General features: G+C 55.0%; 26 protein-coding genes and 2 tRNA genes. 18 read left to right on the top strand and 10 right to left on the bottom strand.

Annotated elements, in window-relative coordinates:
• Nucleotides 1–9: 9 nt before the first annotated feature.
• Complete coding sequence (locus CPJ18_RS14585; RefSeq protein WP_103659170.1) at nucleotides 10–444, bottom strand: HIT family protein; 435 nt, start codon at nucleotides 442–444, stop codon at nucleotides 10–12.
• Between the two features lie 55 nt (nucleotides 445–499).
• Nucleotides 500–1,606 carry a COX15/CtaA family protein gene (locus CPJ18_RS14580; RefSeq protein ID WP_103659169.1) on the bottom strand — a complete coding sequence of 369 codons (1,107 nt, stop codon included), beginning with the start codon at nucleotides 1,604–1,606 and terminating at the stop codon, nucleotides 500–502.
• Between the two features lie 147 nt (nucleotides 1,607–1,753).
• Between CPJ18_RS14580 and CPJ18_RS14575 the strand changes: the two genes are divergently transcribed.
• A complete protein-coding gene (locus tag CPJ18_RS14575; protein ID WP_077106777.1) occupies nucleotides 1,754–1,966 on the top strand; it encodes a DUF2842 domain-containing protein in 213 nt (70 codons plus the stop codon).
• A gap of 3 nt (nucleotides 1,967–1,969) precedes the next feature.
• On the opposite strand, the gene CPJ18_RS14570 is transcribed toward CPJ18_RS14575, so the two are convergent.
• Nucleotides 1,970–2,605 (bottom strand): tyrosine-protein kinase family protein, encoded by a 636-nt coding sequence (locus CPJ18_RS14570; protein ID WP_146258688.1) that lies wholly within the window; start codon nucleotides 2,603–2,605, stop codon nucleotides 1,970–1,972.
• Nucleotides 2,606–2,806: 201 nt separating this feature from the next.
• Between CPJ18_RS14570 and CPJ18_RS14565 the strand changes: the two genes are divergently transcribed.
• The 5 genes from CPJ18_RS14565 (at nucleotide 2,807) to CPJ18_RS14545 (ending at nucleotide 7,156) form a co-directional block, all read left to right on the top strand.
• Nucleotides 2,807–3,379, top strand: a complete 573-nt coding sequence (locus tag CPJ18_RS14565; RefSeq protein WP_077106775.1) for a polysaccharide biosynthesis/export family protein — start codon at nucleotides 2,807–2,809, stop codon at nucleotides 3,377–3,379.
• Nucleotides 3,380–3,708: 329 nt separating this feature from the next.
• Nucleotides 3,709–5,262: an undecaprenyl-phosphate glucose phosphotransferase gene (locus CPJ18_RS14560; protein WP_103659167.1), complete on the top strand. Its 1,554-nt coding sequence runs from the start codon at nucleotides 3,709–3,711 to the stop codon at nucleotides 5,260–5,262.
• Nucleotides 5,263–5,328: 66 nt separating this feature from the next.
• Complete coding sequence (locus CPJ18_RS14555) at nucleotides 5,329–5,478, top strand: hypothetical protein (protein ID WP_103583890.1); 150 nt, start codon at nucleotides 5,329–5,331, stop codon at nucleotides 5,476–5,478.
• 174 nt (nucleotides 5,479–5,652) lie between these two features.
• Entirely contained in the window at nucleotides 5,653–6,264 is a 612-nt protein-coding gene (locus CPJ18_RS14550; protein WP_103659166.1) for a hypothetical protein, read from the top strand.
• A 298-nt stretch (nucleotides 6,265–6,562) separates the two neighbouring features.
• Nucleotides 6,563–7,156: a tyrosine-protein phosphatase gene (locus CPJ18_RS14545; RefSeq protein ID WP_407026481.1), complete on the top strand. Its 594-nt coding sequence runs from the start codon at nucleotides 6,563–6,565 to the stop codon at nucleotides 7,154–7,156.
• Nucleotides 7,157–7,260: 104 nt separating this feature from the next.
• On the opposite strand, the gene CPJ18_RS14540 is transcribed toward CPJ18_RS14545, so the two are convergent.
• Nucleotides 7,261–7,337: transfer RNA gene (locus tag CPJ18_RS14540), tRNA-Pro, on the bottom strand.
• Between the two features lie 96 nt (nucleotides 7,338–7,433).
• A complete protein-coding gene (locus tag CPJ18_RS14535) occupies nucleotides 7,434–8,021 on the bottom strand; it encodes a YqaA family protein (protein WP_103659165.1) in 588 nt (195 codons plus the stop codon).
• A 462-nt stretch (nucleotides 8,022–8,483) separates the two neighbouring features.
• Between CPJ18_RS14535 and CPJ18_RS14530 the strand changes: the two genes are divergently transcribed.
• Nucleotides 8,484–9,131, top strand: a complete 648-nt coding sequence (locus tag CPJ18_RS14530; protein WP_103583887.1) for an exopolysaccharide biosynthesis protein — start codon at nucleotides 8,484–8,486, stop codon at nucleotides 9,129–9,131.
• Here CPJ18_RS14530 and CPJ18_RS14525 read toward each other — a convergent pair.
• Entirely contained in the window at nucleotides 9,118–9,402 is a 285-nt protein-coding gene (locus CPJ18_RS14525; RefSeq protein ID WP_077107244.1) for a hypothetical protein, read from the bottom strand. The genes CPJ18_RS14530 and CPJ18_RS14525 overlap by 14 nt on opposite strands.
• 175 nt (nucleotides 9,403–9,577) lie before the next feature.
• On the opposite strand from CPJ18_RS14525, the gene CPJ18_RS14520 reads away from it, so the two are divergent.
• Both CPJ18_RS14520 and CPJ18_RS14515 read left to right on the top strand, forming a co-directional pair.
• Nucleotides 9,578–9,652: transfer RNA gene (locus CPJ18_RS14520), tRNA-Asn, on the top strand.
• A 114-nt stretch (nucleotides 9,653–9,766) separates the two neighbouring features.
• Nucleotides 9,767–10,087 carry a hypothetical protein gene (locus tag CPJ18_RS14515; RefSeq protein ID WP_103659164.1) on the top strand — a complete coding sequence of 107 codons (321 nt, stop codon included), beginning with the start codon at nucleotides 9,767–9,769 and terminating at the stop codon, nucleotides 10,085–10,087.
• 34 nt (nucleotides 10,088–10,121) lie between these two features.
• On the opposite strand, the gene CPJ18_RS14510 is transcribed toward CPJ18_RS14515, so the two are convergent.
• Nucleotides 10,122–10,457: a DUF2934 domain-containing protein gene (locus CPJ18_RS14510; protein WP_103659163.1), complete on the bottom strand. Its 336-nt coding sequence runs from the start codon at nucleotides 10,455–10,457 to the stop codon at nucleotides 10,122–10,124.
• Nucleotides 10,458–10,589: 132 nt separating this feature from the next.
• On the opposite strand from CPJ18_RS14510, the gene CPJ18_RS14505 reads away from it, so the two are divergent.
• On the top strand, nucleotides 10,590–10,820 hold the full coding sequence (locus CPJ18_RS14505; protein ID WP_103583884.1) for a hypothetical protein: 231 nt from the start codon (nucleotides 10,590–10,592) through the stop codon (nucleotides 10,818–10,820).
• Nucleotides 10,821–10,835: 15 nt separating this feature from the next.
• Here the strand turns inward: CPJ18_RS14505 and CPJ18_RS14500 are convergent, their stop codons facing one another.
• Both CPJ18_RS14500 and CPJ18_RS14495 read right to left on the bottom strand, forming a co-directional pair.
• Nucleotides 10,836–11,210 carry a TIGR02594 family protein gene (locus CPJ18_RS14500; RefSeq protein WP_103584520.1) on the bottom strand — a complete coding sequence of 125 codons (375 nt, stop codon included), beginning with the start codon at nucleotides 11,208–11,210 and terminating at the stop codon, nucleotides 10,836–10,838.
• 380 nt (nucleotides 11,211–11,590) lie between these two features.
• Entirely contained in the window at nucleotides 11,591–11,857 is a 267-nt protein-coding gene (locus CPJ18_RS14495; protein WP_077120683.1) for a DUF982 domain-containing protein, read from the bottom strand.
• A gap of 188 nt (nucleotides 11,858–12,045) precedes the next feature.
• On the opposite strand from CPJ18_RS14495, the gene CPJ18_RS14490 reads away from it, so the two are divergent.
• From CPJ18_RS14490 to sseA, 4 genes are all read left to right on the top strand, one after another.
• Nucleotides 12,046–13,494, top strand: a complete 1,449-nt coding sequence (locus tag CPJ18_RS14490; RefSeq protein ID WP_103659161.1) for a cryptochrome/photolyase family protein — start codon at nucleotides 12,046–12,048, stop codon at nucleotides 13,492–13,494.
• A gap of 121 nt (nucleotides 13,495–13,615) precedes the next feature.
• Nucleotides 13,616–14,653 carry a cysteine synthase A gene (locus CPJ18_RS14485; protein ID WP_077120679.1) on the top strand — a complete coding sequence of 346 codons (1,038 nt, stop codon included), beginning with the start codon at nucleotides 13,616–13,618 and terminating at the stop codon, nucleotides 14,651–14,653.
• A gap of 12 nt (nucleotides 14,654–14,665) precedes the next feature.
• Nucleotides 14,666–15,403, top strand: coding sequence for an alanyl-tRNA editing protein (locus CPJ18_RS14480; RefSeq protein WP_103659160.1), 738 nt, complete (start codon nucleotides 14,666–14,668; stop codon nucleotides 15,401–15,403).
• 17 nt (nucleotides 15,404–15,420) lie between these two features.
• Entirely contained in the window at nucleotides 15,421–16,842 is a 1,422-nt protein-coding gene (sseA, locus tag CPJ18_RS14475; protein WP_103659159.1) for a 3-mercaptopyruvate sulfurtransferase, read from the top strand.
• Between the two features lie 89 nt (nucleotides 16,843–16,931).
• Here the strand turns inward: sseA and CPJ18_RS14470 are convergent, their stop codons facing one another.
• On the bottom strand, nucleotides 16,932–17,816 hold the full coding sequence (locus CPJ18_RS14470; protein WP_103659158.1) for a DUF4344 domain-containing metallopeptidase: 885 nt from the start codon (nucleotides 17,814–17,816) through the stop codon (nucleotides 16,932–16,934).
• 150 nt (nucleotides 17,817–17,966) lie between these two features.
• Here CPJ18_RS14470 and CPJ18_RS14465 point away from each other — a divergent pair, with 150 nt between their 5' ends.
• The 4 genes from CPJ18_RS14465 to msrP all read left to right on the top strand — a co-directional run bounded on the left by CPJ18_RS14465 (nucleotide 17,967) and on the right by msrP (nucleotide 22,155).
• Nucleotides 17,967–18,434: a DUF1203 domain-containing protein gene (locus CPJ18_RS14465; RefSeq protein WP_103659319.1), complete on the top strand. Its 468-nt coding sequence runs from the start codon at nucleotides 17,967–17,969 to the stop codon at nucleotides 18,432–18,434.
• Nucleotides 18,435–18,527: 93 nt separating this feature from the next.
• The gene (locus CPJ18_RS14460; RefSeq protein WP_077107230.1) at nucleotides 18,528–18,863 is read left to right on the top strand and encodes a PilZ domain-containing protein; all 336 of its coding nucleotides are present in this window, start codon (nucleotides 18,528–18,530) and stop codon (nucleotides 18,861–18,863) included.
• Between the two features lie 131 nt (nucleotides 18,864–18,994).
• Entirely contained in the window at nucleotides 18,995–20,983 is a 1,989-nt protein-coding gene (locus tag CPJ18_RS14455) for a bifunctional 2',3'-cyclic-nucleotide 2'-phosphodiesterase/3'-nucleotidase (protein WP_103659157.1), read from the top strand.
• 230 nt (nucleotides 20,984–21,213) lie between these two features.
• The gene (gene msrP, locus CPJ18_RS14450) at nucleotides 21,214–22,155 is read left to right on the top strand and encodes a protein-methionine-sulfoxide reductase catalytic subunit MsrP (protein ID WP_077107232.1); all 942 of its coding nucleotides are present in this window, start codon (nucleotides 21,214–21,216) and stop codon (nucleotides 22,153–22,155) included.
• Nucleotide 22,156: the final 1 nt, after the last annotated feature.

The raw sequence follows: 22,156 nt of genomic DNA, 5'->3' as shown, positions 1-22,156 counted from the left end.
CTATCAAGGTCAATTCCCGAAAACCGCCCGCACCTTCTCCATCAGAGCCAGCGTGTCATCTCCCAACGATTTTGGTGAATCGCTCCAGGAGTACCCCATACACGCTGGTAAACGACGTTTTTCTTCGGCATCGGATTCGTAACGGGGCATGATGTGCGCATGCAGTGCAGGCTCGGAGTTTCCCCAAATCTCATAATTCACTCTCGCGCAATTCGTCACATAGAGTAACGCGTCGCCAGCCAAGGCCATATCGCTGAGAAATGTCGTTCGTTCCTGCGGGATGAGAGCATTGAGGCTCAAGACCACGGGATCAGCGAGCAAGAGGCAGTAACCGGGCAGAGGCTGGACGTCTCCTATGACGAGCCATCCGGACGCCATCCGCGAAATGACGAAGGGGTTCGTTCCGGCTCTCGCCATTGCCACTCGTTCTTCGATCAGATTCATGGTCGGACCTTCGCTGCCAAAAAACCGAGGGGCGGTCGCTTCAGATCATTCGAGATCAATCCTGAACAGCCGCAGGATACTCTCCAACGAAACCGCGCCAGTGCGCGATGGCGAAGGCTAGAACCAGCAGGGCCATGCCCTGGTGTGCCAGTGCGACGTGTATATCGACGTGCATAAGCAGCGTGGTTATGCCAAGCCCCGCCTGAATGCAGACCAGCACGAAGAACAACACGGAGCGGCGGGCGTGGGGGGTGTTGGGCAGGGTGCGGGTCAGGTGGACCATGTTCCATATCGTCGCGGCGAACAGTATATAGGCACCGAGGCGGTGTATGAACTGAACGGTCTTTGGATTTTCGAAAATGTTGATCCACCAGGGTTGCTGGAGGAAAAGGTCGCCTGGCACGAGGGAGCCATCCATCAATGGCCAGGTGTTGTAAGAAAGTCCGGCATTCAGGCCGGCTACCAGTGCGCCGAGGTAAATCTGAAATAGACAGAGGCAGGCCAGCAATGCGGCGAAGCCCCTGCCCCGCTGCTCGTTCGCGGCCTGCGGTGAGTGAAGCGACAGGCCGCGCAAAATCCACATGCATCCGGCAAAGATCAGGCAGGCAATGGTCAGATGGGTGGCCAGACGGTATTGCGAGACATCCGTGCGATTGACGAGGCCGGATGAGACCATCCACCAGCCGACGAAGCCCTGAAAGCCGCCGAGCGCGAGCAGGCCGACCAGCGGCAGCCTCAAACGCTTTTCAACGCGCCCCGTCAGCCAGAAATAGGCCAGTGGCAGCGCAAAAATCAGACCAATGGCGCGAGCCAACAGACGGTGCGCCCATTCCCACCAGAAGATGGTCTTGAACTCACCCAGCGACATGCCCTTGTTGATTTCCTGATATTGCGGAATGCGCTTGTAGAGCTGGAATTCCTCTTCCCATTCGGCAACGGAAAGCGGCGGAATGGCACCATGGATCGGCTTCCATTCGGTGATGGAAAGGCCAGATTCTGTTAGTCGGGTCGCGCCACCCACGAGCACGAGACAGAACAGCGTGAACAGCACGACGCGCAGCCAGATGCGCAAAAGGCGACGGTCTTTTTCCTGCTTTGCCAACGCCGCCACCCGGCGCTGCTCGACAGAGGTTTCAGCCGTAGCCACCGTGTTCGCCTGCATTCTTGACACTCCACAAGTCTTTGCGATGGTTTGCAACAACGCATCGTGCAAAACAAGCCCTCAGAGCCCTTCCCTCCAGCATAAAGCTTTGCGGCATTGGGTCGCGCCTGTATAATGTCTCGATCAATTCAGCAGACGGAAACCGGCATGCCCACGCGCCTCAAATCATTCATCGGCACCATCATCATCATCTGTCTGGTGGTGGTTTATGCGGTGGTTGCGACCAGCTTCGCATCGGCTGCCCTTGCCGCGCAGCCATGGTGGGTGCATCTGGTTTATTTCGTGGGCTCCGGCCTGCTATGGATTTTGCCAGCCATGCTCGTTATCAAATGGATGGCAGGCCCTAAACAGCAGAAATAGATGTCAGGCGGCGGTTCTATCGCCCGAATATGATTCGCTCATCATGACGACGTCGGCATAGCCGAGCGCACGAAGCTCCAGCAGAGTTTCAGTTGCCAGCGGGTTATCCCCATCCGGCAGCGACAAGACGATTTCGGCGTCGATATATTTCAACAATTTCGTCACGCCTTCGATGTCTGCCGAACCGAACTCCAGAAGAACCGTGTCATAGGTATCCGCGAGCGCATGCAGAACCATCGTGAGCCGTTCGATGATTCGCATGGTGTGCAGAGGCTGCGCCTTGCCCTGCGGCACGATGTGGGCGTTAGAAAGCCGATCGTGATGGATCGTTTCGCCAAAGGGTGTTTCGCCGAAGAGCAGATCCGAAACGCCTGCAAGCCCGGCCTCCTGCGCCATCAACTGCGTGGGATACCCGGAAGAGGTCATGTCGACCACCACCACCGACCTGCCGAGTTCAGCAATAGACCTTGCCAGCATGACACTTGCCGTCGATCCGTCGTCGCCACTGGGTGAAAGCAAAGCCACGGTCGGCTTTGCACCGCGCATGGAGAGAAAATCCGCGACGCCGTTTACAGAAAGGCTGAAGCGCTCTTCTGTTGCTTCATCGAAATCATCTGCGTAAGGAGCGTTTTTGTTCACATTTTTTCTCTGTTTCATTGGATAATGACAACACCAGTATTGATGATGACTTTACGTCGCTGAGGTAACGCAAGCGTTAAACTCTACGCCGGCCGATGCGAAAACGTATGAAAGCAACTTCGAAAATTCATTTGTTTACCGGGCATTAACCATGAAGGCCTGATAACCGATTGAAGAAATGTCTTTGGAGCATGATTGCGGATGACGTTCGCTGCCCCACGTTTGATATCCATACTCCTCGTTGCTCTTGCGACGTTGCTCGGAGGCTGTTCGGCTTACAAGCCCGCTCCCCGCACCTTCAACGAAGCAGCGCTTCAGCCCTACCGGCTCGATAGCGGAGACCGTCTGCGCGTCAATGTTTTCGATCAGACCGGCCTGACCAATACATACACGATCGATCAGGCTGGCTATGTCGCCTTCCCGCTCGTCGGGCAGGTGGCGGCGCGCGGCAAGACCGTTGCCCAGCTGGAATCAGGCATTGCACAGAAGCTGCGCCAGGGCTTCCTCAAAAATCCAGACGTGACGATCGAGATTGATCGCTACCGTCCCGTGTTCGTCATGGGTGAAGTCGGCAGACCCGGTCAATATTCCTATGTACCCGGCATGACGGCGCAAAATGCCATCGCTATTGCAGGCGGCTTCACGTCTCGGGCCAATCAGCGCGATGTGGACATCACGCGAAAGATCAATGCCAATGTGCTGACAGGCAGAGTCATCATATCGGCACCGGTCATTGCGGGTGACACGATCTATGTCCGTGAACGCTTCTTCTAAACCGCAACATCATCCATCGATCTGATATAGGCGGCTCACTTCAAAAGAATTCTACATAAAGTTTGCGGTCTGGAAGCATCGCGGTCCAATGGACACGGCTTTCAAACTGCTCATGGCTGCGGGTAAACAAGTATTGCGTATCCCGCCCCCTTAGTCTGTGAAATGTCCGACATCTGCAGATTGCGCAAAAAACGGCCATTGTGAGTTTTAGAAAAGACATATATACACGAAATGCTGGCATTAAAAGAGACGCTTTGCGTCTCTTGGCCTAAGCGTTTCTTAGTAAGTTTTTTGTATGCTCACCTGCATGAAGACCGCGGAAACACAGAATGAGTAAGGCCGGAGGCGACAGCACCCCTATCGATCTGGACGCTTTGCGCAAAAAGCTTTCCCGCGGCATCGAGGACAGCAACGCCAAGAAGCGTGAACCTGTCACGCTCAACCCTTTGGCACTTCAAGTCGCCAATCAGTTGCGCGCAACCAGCCACTCGCCCAACATCGTCATTGGCCAGTTACGACTTTTCGACTTCGTCATTTTGACCATCCTTGGCATCCTCATCAACGCCCTCGAAGTGCCGGATGCCTTTGGCTCCCGCGTGGCGCTGCTGGCAATCTGCTTCTGTAACAGCATCTTCTGCTCCATTCTGCTGCAAATCACGGATACCTATCAGCTCCCTACCCTTCGCCGCTCCATGGCGTCGATGCCTCGAATCCAGGCTTCGCTGCTGGCGTCTTTCGTGCTCACCGTTCTTCTCACCGCGGCATTGCTACCCGAAGACAGCTATTCGTGGCGGAACTTGGGGCTCTGGTATGGCGCGAGCGTCGTTTTCCTTCTGATTGAGCGGATTATCGTTGAACTGATGATGCGCCACTGGGGCCGCAACGGCGTGATGGAACGTCGCGCAGTGATCGTCGGCGGCGGCCAGGCAGCGAAGGATCTGATCCGTTCGCTCGAGCACGATGACAACGACATTCGTATCTGCGGTATTTTCGACGACCGTAAAAGCGCACGCTCTCCAGAGGTTGTTGCCGGCTATCCGAAACTGGGTACCTTCGCAGAACTAGTCGAATTCGCCCGCCTGACCAAGCTCGATATGTTGATCATCTCCATTCCCATGAGCGCCGAAGCGCGCATATTGGAGCTTATTCGCCAACTCTGGGTGCTTCCTGTCGATATTCGAATCGCCGCTCATGCCAATAAGCTGCGGTTCCGTCCCCGCTCCTATTCCCACATCGGTAGCGTGCCGATGCTGGATGTCATGGACAAGCCTTTGCGGGACTGGGACTCGGTCGCGAAGCGGGTCTTCGATGTTGTGTTCAGCGTAATATGCATCGCCCTGCTCTGGCCGATCATGTTGGGTGCCGGCATCGCTGTGAAGAGCACTTCCAAGGGACCGATTCTTTTCAAGCAGAAACGTCACGGCTTCAACAACGAAACGATCAATGTCTGGAAGTTTCGCTCGATGTACACGGAGTTGAGCGACCCGACCGCCAAGAAAGCCGTTACGAAAAACGATCCTCGCGTAACACCGGTTGGCAGGTTTCTGCGAAAGTCGTCTATCGATGAGTTGCCGCAACTGTTCAACGTGCTTGCGGGAGACCTCTCTTTAGTCGGTCCTCGCCCCCATGCCGTGCATGCCCAGACGGGAGATCTGAAATATACCGAGGTCGTCGAGCATTATTTTGCACGTCACAAGGTTAAACCCGGCGTGACCGGATGGGCCCAGATCAACGGATGGCGCGGCGAAATCGACCATGGCGACAAGATCAAAAACCGCACGGCCCATGACCTCTATTATATTGAGAACTGGTCTCTCTGGCTCGATCTGAAAATTTTGGTCCTGACCCCGATCCGCCTGCTGAAATCCGAGAATGCCTACTAGGGCGACACGGAACCTCTTGCGATTTCATGCGTTTGGCTGCTGCTAATTTCTAAACAGGGGAATTCCATGACGCAGTCAAACAATCTCTACCTCATCATCGGTGCACTCATCATCGCCGTCGCAGGCCTTGGTGCCTATGTCTGGCACGAAGAAAGCAAGCCCAAGGGCATCGAAATGAATATCGGCCCCAACGGCGTTTCCGTTCAGGAGAATTGATCAACTCAAGCTTCGCGCAGGTTGAGAAATCTAGACCGGTTTGTGTCAGTTTTTTAACATGACAAAAACCGGTCTCTTTATGAGAAGAGATCAACAGAGAATGCTCGCTTAACAAAGCGAATGTCGTGGCGCAGATGAAATGCGACATGCCTCAGAATCAGGAAATCGTCGGCGATGGTCTCGAGACTCGTTTCTCACGTACAGCTTCTGTCCACAGAGCTCGCGTTAAAAGCTATTGAGAAGCACCAAGCAGCGACACGAGAGCGCCCGGCCTGCGAGCCGCTCGATCTTTCACAAAGCCCGCATCCAACCCCGCCTGAACCAGATGCGCCACCCCTGGCTGAGAAACGACCGACGCTGTCGCTCGTTCAACCGACACCCGCTGCTGACGCTGAAGGCAACGGCGCAACTCTGGCGTTGATGAAGACATTGAAGGAATGGCTGGCAGAGTTATCCGCTGACCCAACCAGTTCGGCGCAGGGCAAAGCGATGTCGCAGGCCCTCACCCTTGGCACGCTGAAAGTCTTTGATCCGATTGGAGGTGTTGTGATTTCAGCATGGGACGTCTCCACAGCGCTACCTGCGAAAATCCTGAGCGGCAAAATCGAGGCCGTCGGCTGGAGCCAATTCCTGAAGCAGCACGTTAAACGTAAGGATGGCCTGTCCTATGCCAAGGACGCAGATGGCAGCTACGTGGATCTCATCACGGGCGAGAGCGCGTTCTTCGGAGCAGTGGCGAACAAATTCCACTACTTCACATGGCCGAAGCCAGATACGCAATTATAATAAAAAAATGGGAGACCCGCCGCTGTCCCACCAGCAGATGGCGGGTCTCAACCTTTTACCCCTCCAGTCAGGGCAACTGTATAGAAGCACGCCGAATGAAATACGGCAAGATCATGGCGATGATTTTGCGTAATAATTGTTCAAACTGCTTCAAAAACAGCCCAGGGTAGATCAAGCGACCTGTCATGTCGCGTCTGGCTTGCCGTCTTTAGTCAGCGTTGACTGCACAGTTTTTACGCCATTCAGCCTAGTGTCAGCATTCACCTCCATTTTCCTGTCAGACGAACAGGAAAATATGATGATGCGCAGTATTTTGTTTCGCGGTGTTTTGCCAATCGCCGCTGCCCCTTTGATCTTTCTGATCTATTTCGGCGTCCTCCAGCTCTCCGGAAACTTCCATGAGGTCATTGCCGGCCAGTTGTACCGCTCCAGTCAACTGACCGGAAAGCAGCTGGCGGACTATGTGCAGGCAAACGGCATCAAGACCATCATCAACCTGCGGGGCGAAAACGGAAAGTCTGCGTGGTATCGAAACGAGACTGCGACGGCCGAAAAACTCGGCGTACAGCATGTCGATTTCGGCATGTCGGCTTATAAGGAGCTTAATCTCGGGCGTGTGGCGCAACTCATCCAGATCATGCGTGACGCACCAAAACCCATTCTCCTCCACTGCAAGTCCGGCGCAGATCGCACAGGCCTTGCCGCAGCCATCTACGTCAATCGCGTCGCCGGGATGGACGAGGACACCGCCGAGCGTCAGCTCTCCATACGCTTCGGTCACCTTGGCATCCCCTATCTGTCATCAGCCTACGCGATGGACAGAACCTGGGAAGACATAGAGAGCGCCAAGACCATCGGCAGCATGGTGAGCCTACCGGCGCAGATCATCTGAACCTTGGTATCCGCACGAACACGCGGATCGACCGTGGAAGATCACATCCGAGTTCTTATTCAATAAAATTAGGAAGCAGAGGTATGGGGGATACCTCAGAAAAATGGTCGGAGCGGCGGGATTCGAACCCACGACCCCTTGACCCCCAGTCAAGTGCGCTACCGGGCTGCGCTACGCTCCGACACAGGTGATGCGTTTATATAGATGGCTCTTCATGCGCAAGCGGAAAATAACGGCTCGAAGAAAAAGGCCGGACGAATGAATTCCGGCCTCAATGTCACCGAACTAAGACATAGGTGGCATAGACCGCTATCAGCGCTGCTGCCATGACGGCCGCGATGAGGCCGAGGCGTTTTTCGATGAAGTGGCGGATCGGCTCACCATAGCGTTGTAGCAGTCCTGCGAGAATGAAAAAACGGGCCGCGCGCGTGACGATGGCAGACAGGATGAACAGGCCAAGGCTGATATTGGCGGCACCGGAGAGAATCGTTACGACCTTGATCGGCGGCAGGTGCGCGATACCGGACGTTATCAGCAGCAGTAGGATCGTGTTGTAGTCCACGGACGCCCTCATGTGCTCGAAGCTGTCGAGCTTGCCGTAGAACTCCAGTATTGGCCGCGCGACGCTCTCGAACGCGTAGTGGCCGAGATACCACCCTGCTATTCCCCCTAGAACCGACGCGATTGTTGCCACCAAGGCATAGAACATGGCGCGCTTGGGCTTTGCCAGGACCATGGGGATGAAAAGAACATCCGCGGGGACGACGAAAATCGAGCTTTCGACAAATGCGACAATGGCCAACCACCAGACGGCGGTTTTCTTGGCGGCAAGCGCCATCGTCCAGGCATATAATCCTTTGAGCATTCCGCACCCCTTCACCGGCTGATTTAACCGTACCGATGGCCTATGGCAAATATTGCGGGGCAATAATGAGGCACCGCTCCATTTGATTTTTGCACCGCAGCAACTCCACACAGCCGTCTTTCCAGCACATTCCGCAAATCATGGTGCATTGCAATAATAATTCAACTTATACTGGTTAATTTTCTTGATTTGATGTAGAATAAAGGCGGGACAAATGGAGGAGGAAATAGTTATGGACTATCTTGGCTTCGTTACTTCGCTCAACCCTTTTATCATCGGGCTTCTTTTTGCGGTGCTTCTGGCAGGTGCCTATAGCTCCTGGGTTTCGCACTGAAAAGCATGAGACCGACTAAAGGATGATGCTGTGGCCAGGCGCAATTGCCCTGATCGATTGTGTTTGCCATAGGCATGCCATTTCTTGAATGTTATCTATCCCGCATCGAAATAGCTTCGGGATAGAGCATGACGCAGAACTTCACTTTTACCGATACATCCGAGAGCCTCAGCACGGTCTTGCAGAGGCTCATCGGTAATTTGAGTGGCAAAACCATTACCCTGCGCGAGCTGATGGAAGCGATTGGCGAGCAAGGGCTTTTGTTGATGTGCGCCATCGCCTGTCTGCCTTTTCTCATTCCGGTGTCCATTCCCGGCGTCAGCACCATCTTTGGCGCAGCCATCGTCATGATCAGCCTGGCGATTACGCTCAATCGGCTTCCATGGCTGCCACGGCGCATTCTTGACAAACAAATGGAAACGGCCCGCCTTGTTCCGGCTCTGCAAAAGGGTGTGAGCATCGTCTCCAAGCTCGATCGCTATATGCGCCCTCGCCTGCCCGCCTTCACCACCGGTACGGTCATGGCACGCATCAACGGCCTTGCCATTATGACGGCTGGCGTTTTGCTGATGATGCCGCTTGGCTTCGTGCCTTTTTCCAACACCCTGCCGGGCGTGGCGATTCTGCTCTTCTCGGCCGGCATGATCCAGCGGGATGGAGCGACCGTCTTGGGCGGCTATCTTTTTCTGATTCTGACGACGATTTATTTTGCCGCATTGGCATATGGCGCATTCTGGGCAGGACAAGGGCTCAGCAACTCTCTCACGGGCGCATAGTGCCCCCACGGCGCGCTTCTCTGGCGCGCCGCTTCCTCGCCCACCAGATTGCCAAGCGCCTGCGCTTGCGCCTCACATACGGCAAATCCTGAGACAGGACTAGAAGACCAAGCGGCACCATCCAGAAACCGAGAATCGGCAAAAATCCGAGAACGCCGCCGATGATGAGCAAAACGCCGATGACGATGCGTCCGACTCGCGAACGCGGCATTGGCACGCTCCATTTACCCAGATGAAGACGCCCCGTTTGGGGATGAAGACCAAAAGTCATTTCAATACGCCTCTGATTGGAACTGCGATCACAATTTTTTTTGATGCCAACATGCCCGGAAAATGGGGGCTTCAGTGGATAAAACAAGAGGATTTCATTTTTTTTGAAAAAACCGCTTGGCAAAACGGAAAAGCATTTGTATTACCCCGCTCACACCGCGCCAAGCAGCGCACGTTCCCTGGTAGCTCAGCGGTAGAGCATTCGACTGTTAATCGACAGGTCGCCGGTTCGAATCCGGCCCGGGGAGCCATTTCTTCTGAAGAGTTGAAATGGTTATGTTGCAGGAAAGCCTGCAATATCATCGCTGCAAAATCACACAGCATATGTAAGAAACATAGCACTCTCGTTACGACAGGATTGTGTCATGTATATCGATTGGGCGCTAATACAGCGTGACTGGGATTGGGCTGGTCACATGCTTGAAGCCATCGTCATGGCTGCCATTGTGGCTCTGCTGGCGCGCCTCATCGTGAAATGGCGGGATGCGGTGGTGATTGGTCTGGCTTTCGCTGCTGGGCACTTCCACGGGCGCGAGAAGCGTGACTATGAGGTGTCAGTGCATATGCAGCCGCCTCACCTTGAAGCCTATTATTTCTGGAACTGGTCTTGGGATCAGGCCACCGATTTCTGGCCGACGGCGCTATTGTGCGTCGGCCTGCTTATCTGGTGGGTGAAAAAGCGATAACGGCGTCACGTTGATAACGCGACGCCGTTGTTATTTAACGCGATTGCGAGGAGCTCTTGTTTTTCGCAGCTCCACCGGAAACCGTCGTGGACGTGGCTGAGACTGGGTCGCTGGCTGGAAAACTGTCCTCCAAGCCTTCGTCCAAATCGCCATCTGCGCCTTTTTCCAAGGTTTCTGCGCGTTCGTTGCTCAATGATTCTGCCGCGGGCGACTCTGCGCCGTCATGTGGGTCAGACCCATCTTCTATCGCGGTGTTGAATTCATGCTCCGCTTCTGCCCAATGGCGATCGTGTTCGCCTTCCCGGCGTCCCTCGCTTTCCCATTTTTCGTAGGCTTTCTGGCGGATTTTAGCTTCGCGGTCGGGTGTCATGTTTCTTCTCCCATCAAGTTTGTCGGAGAGGAAACAACAGGCGCAATATTTTGTTCCTGCGGCGTAAAACAATCCTGCACGGAACTTCGCAACACCCCTCCTCGTTAGAAAGGACATAGAAGGAGTTGCGTTATGGATGACAAACACACGAAATCGCTGGATATCGACGACAAAGACGTCGCGGATTTTCACACTGAACGTGAGCTTAAGGGCGATGCGGAAGAGATCGATCCAGATGAAGCGATAAACCTGCGCGCACGCCGCCAGGCGGCGCGCCAGCACGAGGATGCCTTCATCGTTGCGACTGATCTGGAAGATGACGATCAGCGCGATGCTGCTCCCGGCACACGCGAGCAGCCTTAAATCATAGGCTGGAAGCTAGCGGCGAACCGACACGATCGATTTGCGGCTGAAGTTGGATACCTGAACGCGTCCAGACTGGTTGCCACCGAGTATCTGGGCGGTTCCCTTGTCCATGCTTTTCAAGATACCGGCATGGTAGCGCTTGCCGGTTCTGACGACCACGACATCCCCGGGTTTAGCGGCAGCCGTTGGAACGGCGTATCCGAAAGACGTCCAGGATTTGGCGATTGCTGAGGACTTGGGTGGCTCTCTTCCGGACTTGGTTGCGACGACACTAAGAAAATGTCCGCACCATGGTGTTTTGCGAGGATTGACCCCTAAAATTGCCTTCAGCGTTTTGTTGTTTTTTCCTTCATGGAGCCCGGAATATCGCTCCGCTTGATTGAGCATGCCAGCCGATGCAGATGCAGGTGCAGTGAAAGCCGCGCAAAGAGCAGCGGCCAGAACGTACGCAGTTACTTTCAAATTCTCGCCCTTTAGAAGCACGCGGACTTCGCCTCTGCCCCGTCAGAAGTCCGATATGCATATTCAAAGTGTAGCAGTGGAAGACGTTAGCTTGGCTACTCGTCGCTGCCGAGTTTTGGTCTATTCGCCTAATTCAGCGACAATTTGACCAGATATAGGCAAAAATTAGAACAAAAGTTACCAAAACCTTACAAAATTTTTCTACGAAACGCTGGCTTCGAGCAATTTTAGGGAAAAATCAATATCTGAAAACACGAAAGCCACCCGTGGTGAAGCGGGTGGCCTTAGTCATAGACGTGTGTCGATCAGGATGCGAGTTTTTGGGTCTCCACGAGGCAATGTGCATCACGGCTTGCTTCAACGAATGCGGTACGGGCGATCTCGCCACCAACGCTGCCCATCAGCGAAGCCCTGCATAGTCTCAAAGCCTGCTGATATACCTTGCCCTGTCGGCTAGGCCATTCGTGTTGCAAAAAATCGAAGGCCTCGTAAGCGCCATTGAAGGTTCTGGGGGCACCGTTTTCCAGAGAGATGACCACTGGGGTTTCCCATTTGACGTCGTTCAGCATCATTGATTGGACTTCCATACTCAATTAACCCGCCACTAACGTTGAACCCGGCATATGGTTCCGCTTAAAATGGTTTCAAGAGACAATAACTCTTCGACCGAATCTCACTCCTCCGAGCGGTCTTATTATAACCGACCGCGGGAACAAAGCTCTTCAACAATCATTCAATCTGAAGTGAACAGAGTGGGCGCATGACTGAACATAAAAATCCTGTAATTCTTTGGTTTCGCAAGGACTTACGCATTGCCGACAACCACGCGCTTGCAGCCGCTGCCGCGCATCGCGGAGCAGTGATTCCCGTCTACATCCGTGATGAGAAAAACAAAACGAGTGGCGCTTTGGGAGGCGCTCAAGAGTGGTGGCTGCATCACTCATTGACGGCTCTCTCCACCGCACTGAAGAAGGCTGGCAGCAGGCTGGTTTTGCTCAGTGGTGAGCCGGAAACAGTGCTGAAAAAGCTTCTTTCAGACACCGGTGCCGACACTATTTTCTGGAACAGGCGTTACGATCCAAAAGGGATTGAAACTGATAGCCGGATCAAGAAAAATTTCCGCGATGACGGTTTCGAGGTCGAGAGTTTTGCGGGACATCTGCTCCATGAACCATCCAAACTAAAGACGAAAACCGGCGGCCCCTACCGTGTGTACACGCCCTTCTGGCGAGCGATCGAGGCTGGAGAGGAACCAGACGAACCTTTATCCGCGCCGTCCAAGCTCGCCTCCCCCTCGAGCTGGCCAAAATCCGAAAAGCTTGATGAGTGGAACCTGCTGCCGAAGAAACCTGATTGGGCAAAGGATTTTTCAGATGTCTGGACACCCGGAGAAGACAGCGCCGCTGAAAAGCTCGAAAGCTTTGTTGACGCTTCGTTGAAGGGGTACGAGGAAGCCCGTGATTTCCCCGCAAAGCCTGCAACATCCATGCTGTCGCCGCATCTGGCCATGGGCGAAATATCGCCTGCCCAGGTCTGGCATGCCACGCGCGGGCTTTCGCATACTATTCCCTCCCATGATCTAAGCCGTTTTCGCAAGGAGATCGCCTGGCGGGAATTTTGCTACCATCTTCTTTTCCATTTTCCCGAACTAGATGAGAAGAACTGGAATGACAGCTTCGACGCCTTCGAATGGCAAACCGACACTGCGAAATTCCAAGCGTGGAAAAAGGGAATGACCGGCTATCCAATTGTTGACGCAGGCATGCGCCAGCTTTGGAAGCATGGTGTCATGCACAATCGCGTCCGCATGATCACAGCTTCCTTTCTCATCAAACACCTGCTGATCGACTGGCGCGAAGGCGAGAAATGGTTTCGCGATACGCTTGTCGACGCTGACCCAGCTTCCAATGCGGCCAATTGGCAATGGGTGGCCGGATCCGGTGCCGACGCTTCGCCATTCTTCCGTATTTTCAACCCCATACTTCAGGGAGAGAAATTCGATGCGGATGGTGAATATGTCAAAACCTTCGTTCCGGAACTATCCAAGCTGGATAAAAAGTTCATCCACAAACCGTTCGATGCTCCAAAAGACGTATTGAAGAAGGCAAATATTGAGCTTGGTAAAGACTACCCAAAGCCGGTTGTTGATCACGCTCAGGCCCGGCAATACGCTCTGAAGGCCTATTCCGCGATCAAGAAAAGCGGGTAAAACAGGGTATCGGCAAAATTTTGCTTCTCGCCCCCGTTCACTGGAAGAAATTTTCTTGTCACAACGGGCAGAGGCGAGGAGATAACGGCATCTATTCGCGGACTGAACGAGAAGGCCAATCATGACCATTCATACCTCTGTGCTTACGGCAATCGGCAACACTCCGCTCATCCGCCTCAACGCGGCATCAGAAGCGACGGGTTGCGAAATTCTCGGCAAGGCCGAGTTCATGAACCCCGGCCAGTCCGTTAAGGATAGAGCAGCGCTCTACATCATTCGTGATGCGGAACGTCGCGGACAATTGCGCCCCGGCGGCACCATTGTCGAAGGCACCGCGGGCAACACCGGCATCGGCCTTTCATTGGTTGCCAACGCACTGGGCTACAAGACGGTCATCGTCATTCCTGAAACGCAGAGCCAGGAGAAGAAGGATGCGCTGAAATTGCTCGGCGCGCAGCTGATCGAGGTTCCGGCCGCCCCCTACTCCAATCCCAACAACTATGTGAAGGTTTCCGGCCGATTGGCAAAGCAACTGGCGGCGAGCGACCCTAACGGCGCAGTCTGGGCAAACCAGTTCGACAATATCGCCAATCGCCAGGCTCATATCGAAACGACGGCACCGGAAATATGGGATCAGACGGATGGTAAAGTTGACGGCTTCGTCTGTGCTGTCGGGTCCGGCGGCACATTGGCTGGTGTGGCGGATGGTCTGCGTGACTTCAACCCCGATATCAAGATCGGCCTTGCCGACCCCGAAGGTGCCGCCCTGTTCGAGTTCTACAAGAACGGCGTGCTGAAATCCGAAGGCTCTTCCATCACCGAAGGTATCGGCCAGGGTCGTATTACGGCCAATCTGGAAGGTTTTGAGCCGGATTTCTCCTATCGAATCACGGATGCGGAAGCCCTGCCCGTTCTTTACGATCTGGTAACGACAGAGGGGCTTTGCCTGGGCGGTTCCAGCGGAATCAATGTTGCGGGTGCAATTCGGCTTGCCCATGACCTCGGTCCGGGGCATACAATCGTCACCATACTTTGTGACTACGGCAACCGTTACCAGTCGAAGCTTTTCAACCCTGATTTCCTGCGGTCCAAGGGGCTTCCCCTACCCGCATGGTTGTTGGAAAAGCGGGAGGTTTCGGTTCCGTACGAAACCGTCTGAGGTCGATGCCATATGCCTGTGAATGCCCTGTTTCGTGACGATTTCTATCTTTCCACGTGCGAAGCGGTGGTGACACAGGTTCATGAAGACGGCGGCATAGAGCTGGATCAGACCTGCTTTTATGCCACCTCCGGCGGTCAACCTGGCGATACGGGTTACCTCGAGAGAGCGGACGGCTCTAAGATCATGCTTGGGCCTACCAAGCATGGCGCAGACAAAAGCACCATCATCCATGTCCCCACCGAGGGACAACAGGCTCCTGACATCGGCGAGACGCTGACACTGCATGTCGATTGGCCGCGTCGCTACAAGCTGATGCGCATGCACACCGCCTGCCATTTGCTGTCCGTCGTCTGTCCATGGCCGATCACGGGAGCAGCCGTTGGCGAAGAGGAATCGCGCGTCGATTTCGACATGTCCGAGACCGTCGACAAAGAAGACGTGACGGCCAGGCTGATGGCCTTGGTCGAGGAAAACCATCCGGTCTTCCTGAAATGGATCACGGACGCGGAACTCGCCGCCAATCCTGACATCGTCAAATCCAAGAATGTCCGTCCGCCGCTTGGGCTCGGGCGTGTCAGTCTCGTCTGCATCGGCGAAAATTCCGCTGTTGACAGCCAGCCTTGCGGAGGCACTCATGTTGCCCAGACGCAGGAAGTGGGTGAAATCCACATCGCCAAGATCGAAAAGAAAGGCAAAGAGAATCGCCGTTTCCGAATTCGTTTCGGCAAACCCGACACATCCGCCTGATTTCTGGGAGAACTATTGTGAGCACGGATAAGAGCCGTTTCGTCGTTTCGGCGGACTGGGTTGAGCAGCAGCTTGGCACCCCACATTTTCGATTGGTCGATGCCTCTTGGTATTTGCCCGCGCATAAGCGAAACGGGAAAGAAGAATTCGAAGCTGGCCACATCCCCGGTGCAGTCTTCTTCGATCAGGACGTGATTGCCGACCACGCGACCGGCCTGCCCCACTCTCTGCCCTCGCCGCAGTTTTTTGCGGATGAAGTCGGCAAACTCGGGATTGGTGAGAGCGACACGATTGTCGTCTATGACGGTCCGGGCTTCTTTTCCGCGCCACGCGTTTGGTGGATGCTGCGCGTGATGGGCGCTGACAAGGTGTACGTTCTGGATGGCGGTCTGGATGGCTGGAAAGCCGCGGGCAAGCCGGTGGAAGCCGGTACGCAGCCTATCGAGCCTGCGACCTTCGAGCCGCATTTCGATGCCAAGCGTGTAACATCGTTTTCGCACATGCGGGCGCTGGTTGACGGCGGTGAAGATCAGATTGCCGATGCACGCGGTGCCGGTCGTTTCACCGGCGAGGAAGCAGAGCCACGCGCTGGCATGCGCTCTGGCCATATGCCAGGTGCGCGCAACCTGCCCGCCACCGCCTTTTCCGAGAACGGCCGCTTCAAGGACCTGCCGACGATCCGCAAGATGATATCGGATGCGGGCATCGACCTCACCCAGCCGGTCGTCACCAGCTGTGGCTCTGGCGTGACGGCTGCGGTTATCACGCTTGCGCTGGAATCGCTCGGCCACACAGACAATTCGCTTTATGATGGCTCATGGGCGGAATGGGGATCGAAGCCGGACACGGCCATCGTCACCGGCCCCGCCGAGCCCGGCCCAACTCCTATCCAAGGGCCAATCAAGGCCAATGTCACGCAACTGGAAATGACGTCCGCACCCAAGGTCAGCCTTGCGGTGCCGGTCAACATCCAGACCGCCATCATGCGCACGACTGACATTCCGCTGCATTTCTATCGCTACCTTTACTGGCGCGTTGGAAAGCGCTGGCACTGGCAAACCCGCATGCGCATGAACGATGCCGAACTGACAGCGCTTCTGCGTGACCCAAGAAGCTGTGTGACCGTTCTCTATATGAATGGATCGCCTGCCGGCTTTTTCGAACTGTTCAAGACCAGCGAAGAGGTGACGGATCTTTCCTATTTCGGCCTGATGGAAGAGGCGATCGGCGCTGGTGTGGGGAAATGGTTCCTGCTGCAGGCGCTTTACCAGGCATGGCAGGACAACCCGCAGCGGGTCACGGTCTCCACCAACACGCTGGACCATCCCCGCGCGCTTCAGCTCTATCAAATGATGGGCTTTTCGCCTGTCAGCACCTACGAGACGTGGGTCGAGCCTTTGACGGACAGTGAATTTCTGGAAATATCCAGACGGGGCTGAGCGCTCACCGCGCACTCCCCTCGTAAACAATTGCTTTGCCCATCGGGCAAAGCTTCACGGGCTGCTTAGATCAAGATAGCTACGCTCTCTTAAAGCTCTTGCCCCAAATTCACAGCCGTCGGAATTTCTTTCGCCGGCTCGCTTTCTTTCTCCGCACCGCCAGTCGCAAGATGAGCAGCGATGAGTTCACCGTGGAACTTGGCCATTTCGTAGCAATAGGTGATTTCGCGCTTTTCGGCTGACCAATAAACATCCGGGCGTCCACAGGTACGCGCCGTCAGCTTGACCTCACCTTTGAGATCATAGGCGCTGAAACTGCGGGCGATGAGGTCCAGTACCTTCGATTCTTTTACGATGGTCGCGTAGATATCCAGAAACGGATCGCGCGCTGGCTCATAGCTGGTGACGAACTTTGTGGTCCCCGCCTTGGCCGCATGCGGCTTCAGCGTTTCGTTCCAATAGGCAACGGTTTGTGGATAGGCGGTTTCGCACGCCTTCCATTCAGCCTTGGGCAGTCCCATCATATCGGCCAGATCACCGTAACCACCGGCGTCCTTGCCCACCATCAGGCAGGCCATCTGGCTGTCACGCGTCTTGTTGGGAACGAGTGCCGAATAAATCGGCGTATTATGGTCCGGCAGAGCCTGTGCGGAGCGAGCGAGATACCAGCTATCCGTGGCATTGACGATGGCCGTATCGAGCCATTCCTCATTCGCCTCCAGCATCATAGTGGCCGCCAGCTGATCGGCCGTATCTTTCCCAGCTCCCGTTTCCGGCAGGGAAAAATCGGAAATCAGCATCCGTGAAGCCTCATGGTAGAGGCTGAAAATCGCGTTACCGATGACGAAATTCACCGTCTGCTGCAACTGTTCGTCGGATAAATCATCGAGCGCAGGCGCTGTTTGCGCGTGGGCGGCAGGTATCGTGATAGAAAAAACGGTGACCAGGGTCGCGGTCATCAACCTGCGCAGCATTTACGTCAACTTTCCAAAATGAGGACGTTTGATTGATCGCTAAACTGAACGGCACAAGCAATGGGGTAGTTGCCTGCTGGCGCAAGAAACGGGTGGATACACGAATGTTTGAAAGGCATAGCGACAAACAAGCAACGCAAAGGAGCCGCTATGACCAGGATTGTATTTATCGCCATGGATGCCGCCGAGGCAGAAGCCTTTCGCAATGGTAATCCAGATGCCAACGGCCAGAAACCGGAGCACTCGATCGCGACAGGAACCTACCCCTGCCGTGTTTGCCTCGGTCAAATAGAAGACGGCGAAGCCATGCTTCTCTTGGCCTACCGCCCATTCCCGAAGCTGCAACCATTTGCCGAAACCGGTCCGATTTTTATTCATGCCAAGGCTTGCAGCCGTTACGAAGCAAAGGAAATTCTCCCGCCCATGCTCGAGAGCCCGGACTACATCGTTCGAGGCTATGGCTTCAATGACCGCATCGTTTACGGCACAGGTTCGGTGACGCCGACCGACCGGATATCCACATATGCGCAAGAGCTTCTTGCCAGGGAAGACATCGCCTATGTGCATGTTCGCTCGGCCCGCAACAATTGCTATCAATGCCGGATCGACCGTAGCTGAAATGGCAATTGCGCGTAATTTTATCGAAAATCATAAACGGCTTTCAAAGCTTCCGTGCAATTCTGGCACAGGGAAACAATTGGGGAGCGCCATATGACCGGTAATCTGAACATGCAAAACCGCGGCGCAGGCCGCAGCCAGACACGTATCTACGGTACAGTTCAGTATTTCAATCAGTCGGTGACAGGCCGCGTGGTCGATCTTTCGGCCACCGGCATGGCGCTGGAGCTGGACGGATCTTTCGCCGCTGCCAAAGGAAGCCGGGTGAAGGTGCAGAGTGACGACCTCGGCTTCATAGAGGGCACGGTTCAATGGCAGCACATGAACCGGCTCGGTCTGCAACTGAAGCTTTCGACAAACACGCTGGCACAGCTTTCCTCCTACTTTCGCTTTTTCCATGAGGACGTGAAACCGACACTGGCACGATGAAATGATTTTTTACCGGACGGTTTAAAATTCAGGGACAAGTCATAACCCTGTTATTTTGATGATGGACTCCTCGATAATTCGCTCTAGGCTGCGGTCTTTTCGTACAGCCTGAATTCATTCGAGGTGTTTCCATGTCTTCGCTTATCGGCCTTCATCCCATCACGCGCCGCTCCTTGCTGGGCGGCATCGCTGCCTCCTCCGCACTCGTCATGCTGCACCCGTTTGCAGCCCGTGCGCAGGGCAACCAGGCGCATCTGCGCATCATGGAAACGACGGATATTCACGTCCACGTCTTCCCGTATGATTATTACGCCGACAAGCCGAACGATACGCTGGGCCTGGCGCGCACCGCCTCCATCATCGACAGCATTCGTGCAGAAGCCGGAAATTCGATGCTGGTCGACAATGGCGACTTCCTTCAGGGCAACCCGCTGGGCGATTACATCGCTTACGAGCGCGGCATGAAGGCAGGTGACAAACACCCCGTTATCAACGCCATGAACGTGCTCGGCTACGATTGCGGCACGCTTGGAAACCACGAGTTCAATTACGGGCTCGATTTCATGTTCAACACGCTGGGCGGTGCCAGCTTCCCTTATGTCTGCGCGAACCTGACAAAGGGCCAGCTCGCCTCCGACCCGAAGCAGGACGACCTCTTCTTCAAGCCCTACGTCATCCTCGAAAAGCAGATCAAGGATGGCTCCGGTGAGACCAGCCCGGTTAAGGTCGGCATCATCGGCTTCGTGCCACCACAGATCATGATGTGGGATGCCAAAAACCTCGAAGGCAAGGCGCAGACACGCGATATCGTCGATGCCGCCAAGGCCTGGGTTCCTGTCATGAAGGAACAGGGTGCCGATATCATCATCGCCCTGTCGCACTCCGGCATTGAAGGCAAAGGCCAGAGCGACCGCATGGAAAATGCCTCGCTCTATCTGGCTGGCGTCAAAGACATCGATGCCGTTTTCACTGGTCACCAGCATCTCGTCTTCCCAGGCCCCAAAACTTGGGATGGCATCGAAGGTACCGATCCAGTCAAGGGCACGCTCATGGGCAAGCCTGCCGTCATGGCCGGCTTCTGGGGCTCACATATGGGCCTTATCGATCTGCTGCTGGAAAAAGACGGCAAGAACTGGAAGATCGTGGATTTCACCACCGAAGCGCGCCCGATCTACCACCGCGACGACAACCGCAAGATCGTTGCCGACGTGAAGGACAAGCCGGAGATCATCGCCGCAGTCAAGACGGATCACGAAGCAACGCTGGCCTATGTCCGCCGCCCCGTGGGCAAGACATCCGCGCCGCTCTATTCCTATTTTGCGCTGGTCGCAGATGATCCATCGGTTCAGATCGTCTCCAATGCCCAGACCTGGTACATCAAGGACATGCTGAAGGAAGGCCAATACAAGGACCTTCCTGTGCTCTCTGCTGCTGCCCCCTTCAAGTCTGGCGGACGTGGCGGTGCTGATTATTACACCGATGTCCCTGCCGGTGACATCGCTATTAAGAACGTTGCCGACCTCTACCTCTACCCCAACACCGTTCAGGCCGTGCTGATCACTGGTGCGCAGGTCAAAGACTGGCTGGAAATGTCGGCGGGCATGTTCAAGACGGTGGAAGCAGGTGCCAAGGACGCACCGCTGCTGAACAACGACTTCCCGTCCTACAACTACGATGTCATTGACGGCGTGACCTATCAGATCGACGTGTCGAAGCCACCGAAGTTCGACAAGGACGGCAAGTCGATTAATCCGGATAGTAACCGCATCGTCGGCTTGCAATTCGAAGGCAAGTCGATCGACCCCGAACAGAAATTCGTCGTGGCGACAAACAATTACCGCGCCAGCGGCGGTGGTAAGTTCCCCGGTATCGCGTCGGACAAGATCATCTTCGTTGCACCCGATACCAACCGCGACGTCATCGTGCGCTACATCATCAGCCAGGGCACCATCAATCCAGCCGCCGACGACAACTGGTCCTTTGCACCCGTTGCCAATACGACGGCGATTTTCGAAACCGGTCCAAAGGCACGTCAATATGCCAAGGACGTAAAGGGCGCGAAGATCGAGGAAGCCGGGGATGGCGCTGAGGGCTTTGCAAAGTTCCGCCTGATTCTCTGACAACAGAACAATCTGAGGCGCGCTTTACCAAGCGCGCCTCACGCTCTCGCAGATTTTACCGTGTCTATCGTATTATTTTAGACGTTGCCGATCTTTGTCGTAAATCCGCCGCGGGACGAGCGTGACATGCTCTCAATATTTTTTCTCGTTACGGAAAAACTTTTCTGCCACTCGTTACGTAATGAGTATTGAATAGCTGTTCATCCGTTCCGGCTTCGCAGGAGGTTTTCATGCCCGCCTATCATCCGCCACACATCCCATCGTCCGAAATCACTCCGCGCAGCATCTATCTTTCCAGGCGAAATTTTCTCGGCACTGCCGCAGGTCTGGCGGCGCTGGGCCTGACCGGGCAAGACGCGATGGCGGCCCCCCTCACCGCAAAGCCCGGTGCTTATAAACTCGATGAAAAGCTGACGCCGCTCGATGCCGTGACAAGCTATAATAATTTCTATGAGTTCGGCACAGGCAAGTCCGACCCCAAGGAAAATGCCGGAAACTTCAAGCCCACGCCATGGACCGTGAAGGTGGATGGTCTGGTCGGCAAGCCGCAGGAAATCAACATTGAAGACCTGTTGAAATACCCACTGGAAGAGCGCACCTACCGCATGCGCTGCGTGGAGGGCTGGTCCATGGCTATTCCCTGGATCGGCTTCCCGCTCTCTGCCCTGTTGGATAAGGTCGAGCCTCTGGGCAGTGCGAAATTCGTCTCATTCGAGACTGTCGTTCGCCCCGAAGAAATGCCCGGCCAAAGCGGACTGTTTCAGCCGTTGGACTGGCCCTATGTCGAGGGCCTGCGCCTGGATGAAGCCAGACACCCGCTGACCATTCTGGCCGTCGGCCTTTATGGTGAAACGCTGCCAAACCAGAACGGTGCCCCCATCCGTCTCGTCGTGCCGTGGAAATATGGCTTCAAGGGCATCAAATCCATCGTGCGTATTTCGTTGGTGGAGAAACAGCCAGAAACGACGTGGAAGAACTCCAATGCCCGCGAGTACGGTTTCTACTCCAACGTCAATCCGAAGGTCGACCATCCGCGCTGGAGCCAGGCCACGGAACAGCGCATCGGCGAAGGCGGTTTCTTCAGCACGCAGAGACGGCCGACGCTGATGTATAATGGTTATGACGAAGTCGCGAGCCTCTATACAGGCATGGATTTGAAGGCAAATTACTGAT

Source organism: Agrobacterium rosae (assembly GCF_002915175.1).
Lineage (GTDB): Bacteria > Pseudomonadota > Alphaproteobacteria > Rhizobiales > Rhizobiaceae > Agrobacterium > Agrobacterium rosae.
This window is presented reverse-complemented; position numbering and strand designations above follow the sequence as displayed.

Coding starts and splice junctions, on each gene's coding strand:
- CPJ18_RS14585 (WP_103659170.1), bottom strand. CDS start 444: ATGAATCTGATCGAAGAACGAGTGGCAATGGCGAGAGCCGGAACGAAC.
- CPJ18_RS14580 (WP_103659169.1), bottom strand. CDS start 1,606: ATGCAGGCGAACACGGTGGCTACGGCTGAAACCTCTGTCGAGCAGCGC.
- CPJ18_RS14575 (WP_077106777.1), top strand. CDS start 1,754: ATGCCCACGCGCCTCAAATCATTCATCGGCACCATCATCATCATCTGT.
- CPJ18_RS14565 (WP_077106775.1), top strand. CDS start 2,807: ATGACGTTCGCTGCCCCACGTTTGATATCCATACTCCTCGTTGCTCTT.
- CPJ18_RS14560 (WP_103659167.1), top strand. CDS start 3,709: ATGAGTAAGGCCGGAGGCGACAGCACCCCTATCGATCTGGACGCTTTG.
- CPJ18_RS14555 (WP_103583890.1), top strand. CDS start 5,329: ATGACGCAGTCAAACAATCTCTACCTCATCATCGGTGCACTCATCATC.
- CPJ18_RS14550 (WP_103659166.1), top strand. CDS start 5,653: ATGGTCTCGAGACTCGTTTCTCACGTACAGCTTCTGTCCACAGAGCTC.
- CPJ18_RS14545 (WP_407026481.1), top strand. CDS start 6,563: ATGATGCGCAGTATTTTGTTTCGCGGTGTTTTGCCAATCGCCGCTGCC.
- CPJ18_RS14535 (WP_103659165.1), bottom strand. CDS start 8,021: ATGCTCAAAGGATTATATGCCTGGACGATGGCGCTTGCCGCCAAGAAA.
- CPJ18_RS14530 (WP_103583887.1), top strand. CDS start 8,484: ATGACGCAGAACTTCACTTTTACCGATACATCCGAGAGCCTCAGCACG.
- CPJ18_RS14525 (WP_077107244.1), bottom strand. CDS start 9,402: ATGACTTTTGGTCTTCATCCCCAAACGGGGCGTCTTCATCTGGGTAAA.
- CPJ18_RS14515 (WP_103659164.1), top strand. CDS start 9,767: ATGTATATCGATTGGGCGCTAATACAGCGTGACTGGGATTGGGCTGGT.
- CPJ18_RS14510 (WP_103659163.1), bottom strand. CDS start 10,457: ATGACACCCGACCGCGAAGCTAAAATCCGCCAGAAAGCCTACGAAAAA.
- CPJ18_RS14505 (WP_103583884.1), top strand. CDS start 10,590: ATGGATGACAAACACACGAAATCGCTGGATATCGACGACAAAGACGTC.
- CPJ18_RS14500 (WP_103584520.1), bottom strand. CDS start 11,210: ATGCTCAATCAAGCGGAGCGATATTCCGGGCTCCATGAAGGAAAAAAC.
- CPJ18_RS14495 (WP_077120683.1), bottom strand. CDS start 11,857: ATGATGCTGAACGACGTCAAATGGGAAACCCCAGTGGTCATCTCTCTG.
- CPJ18_RS14490 (WP_103659161.1), top strand. CDS start 12,046: ATGACTGAACATAAAAATCCTGTAATTCTTTGGTTTCGCAAGGACTTA.
- CPJ18_RS14485 (WP_077120679.1), top strand. CDS start 13,616: ATGACCATTCATACCTCTGTGCTTACGGCAATCGGCAACACTCCGCTC.
- CPJ18_RS14480 (WP_103659160.1), top strand. CDS start 14,666: ATGCCTGTGAATGCCCTGTTTCGTGACGATTTCTATCTTTCCACGTGC.
- CPJ18_RS14470 (WP_103659158.1), bottom strand. CDS start 17,816: ATGCTGCGCAGGTTGATGACCGCGACCCTGGTCACCGTTTTTTCTATC.
- CPJ18_RS14465 (WP_103659319.1), top strand. CDS start 17,967: ATGACCAGGATTGTATTTATCGCCATGGATGCCGCCGAGGCAGAAGCC.
- CPJ18_RS14460 (WP_077107230.1), top strand. CDS start 18,528: ATGACCGGTAATCTGAACATGCAAAACCGCGGCGCAGGCCGCAGCCAG.
- CPJ18_RS14455 (WP_103659157.1), top strand. CDS start 18,995: ATGTCTTCGCTTATCGGCCTTCATCCCATCACGCGCCGCTCCTTGCTG.
- msrP (WP_077107232.1), top strand. CDS start 21,214: ATGCCCGCCTATCATCCGCCACACATCCCATCGTCCGAAATCACTCCG.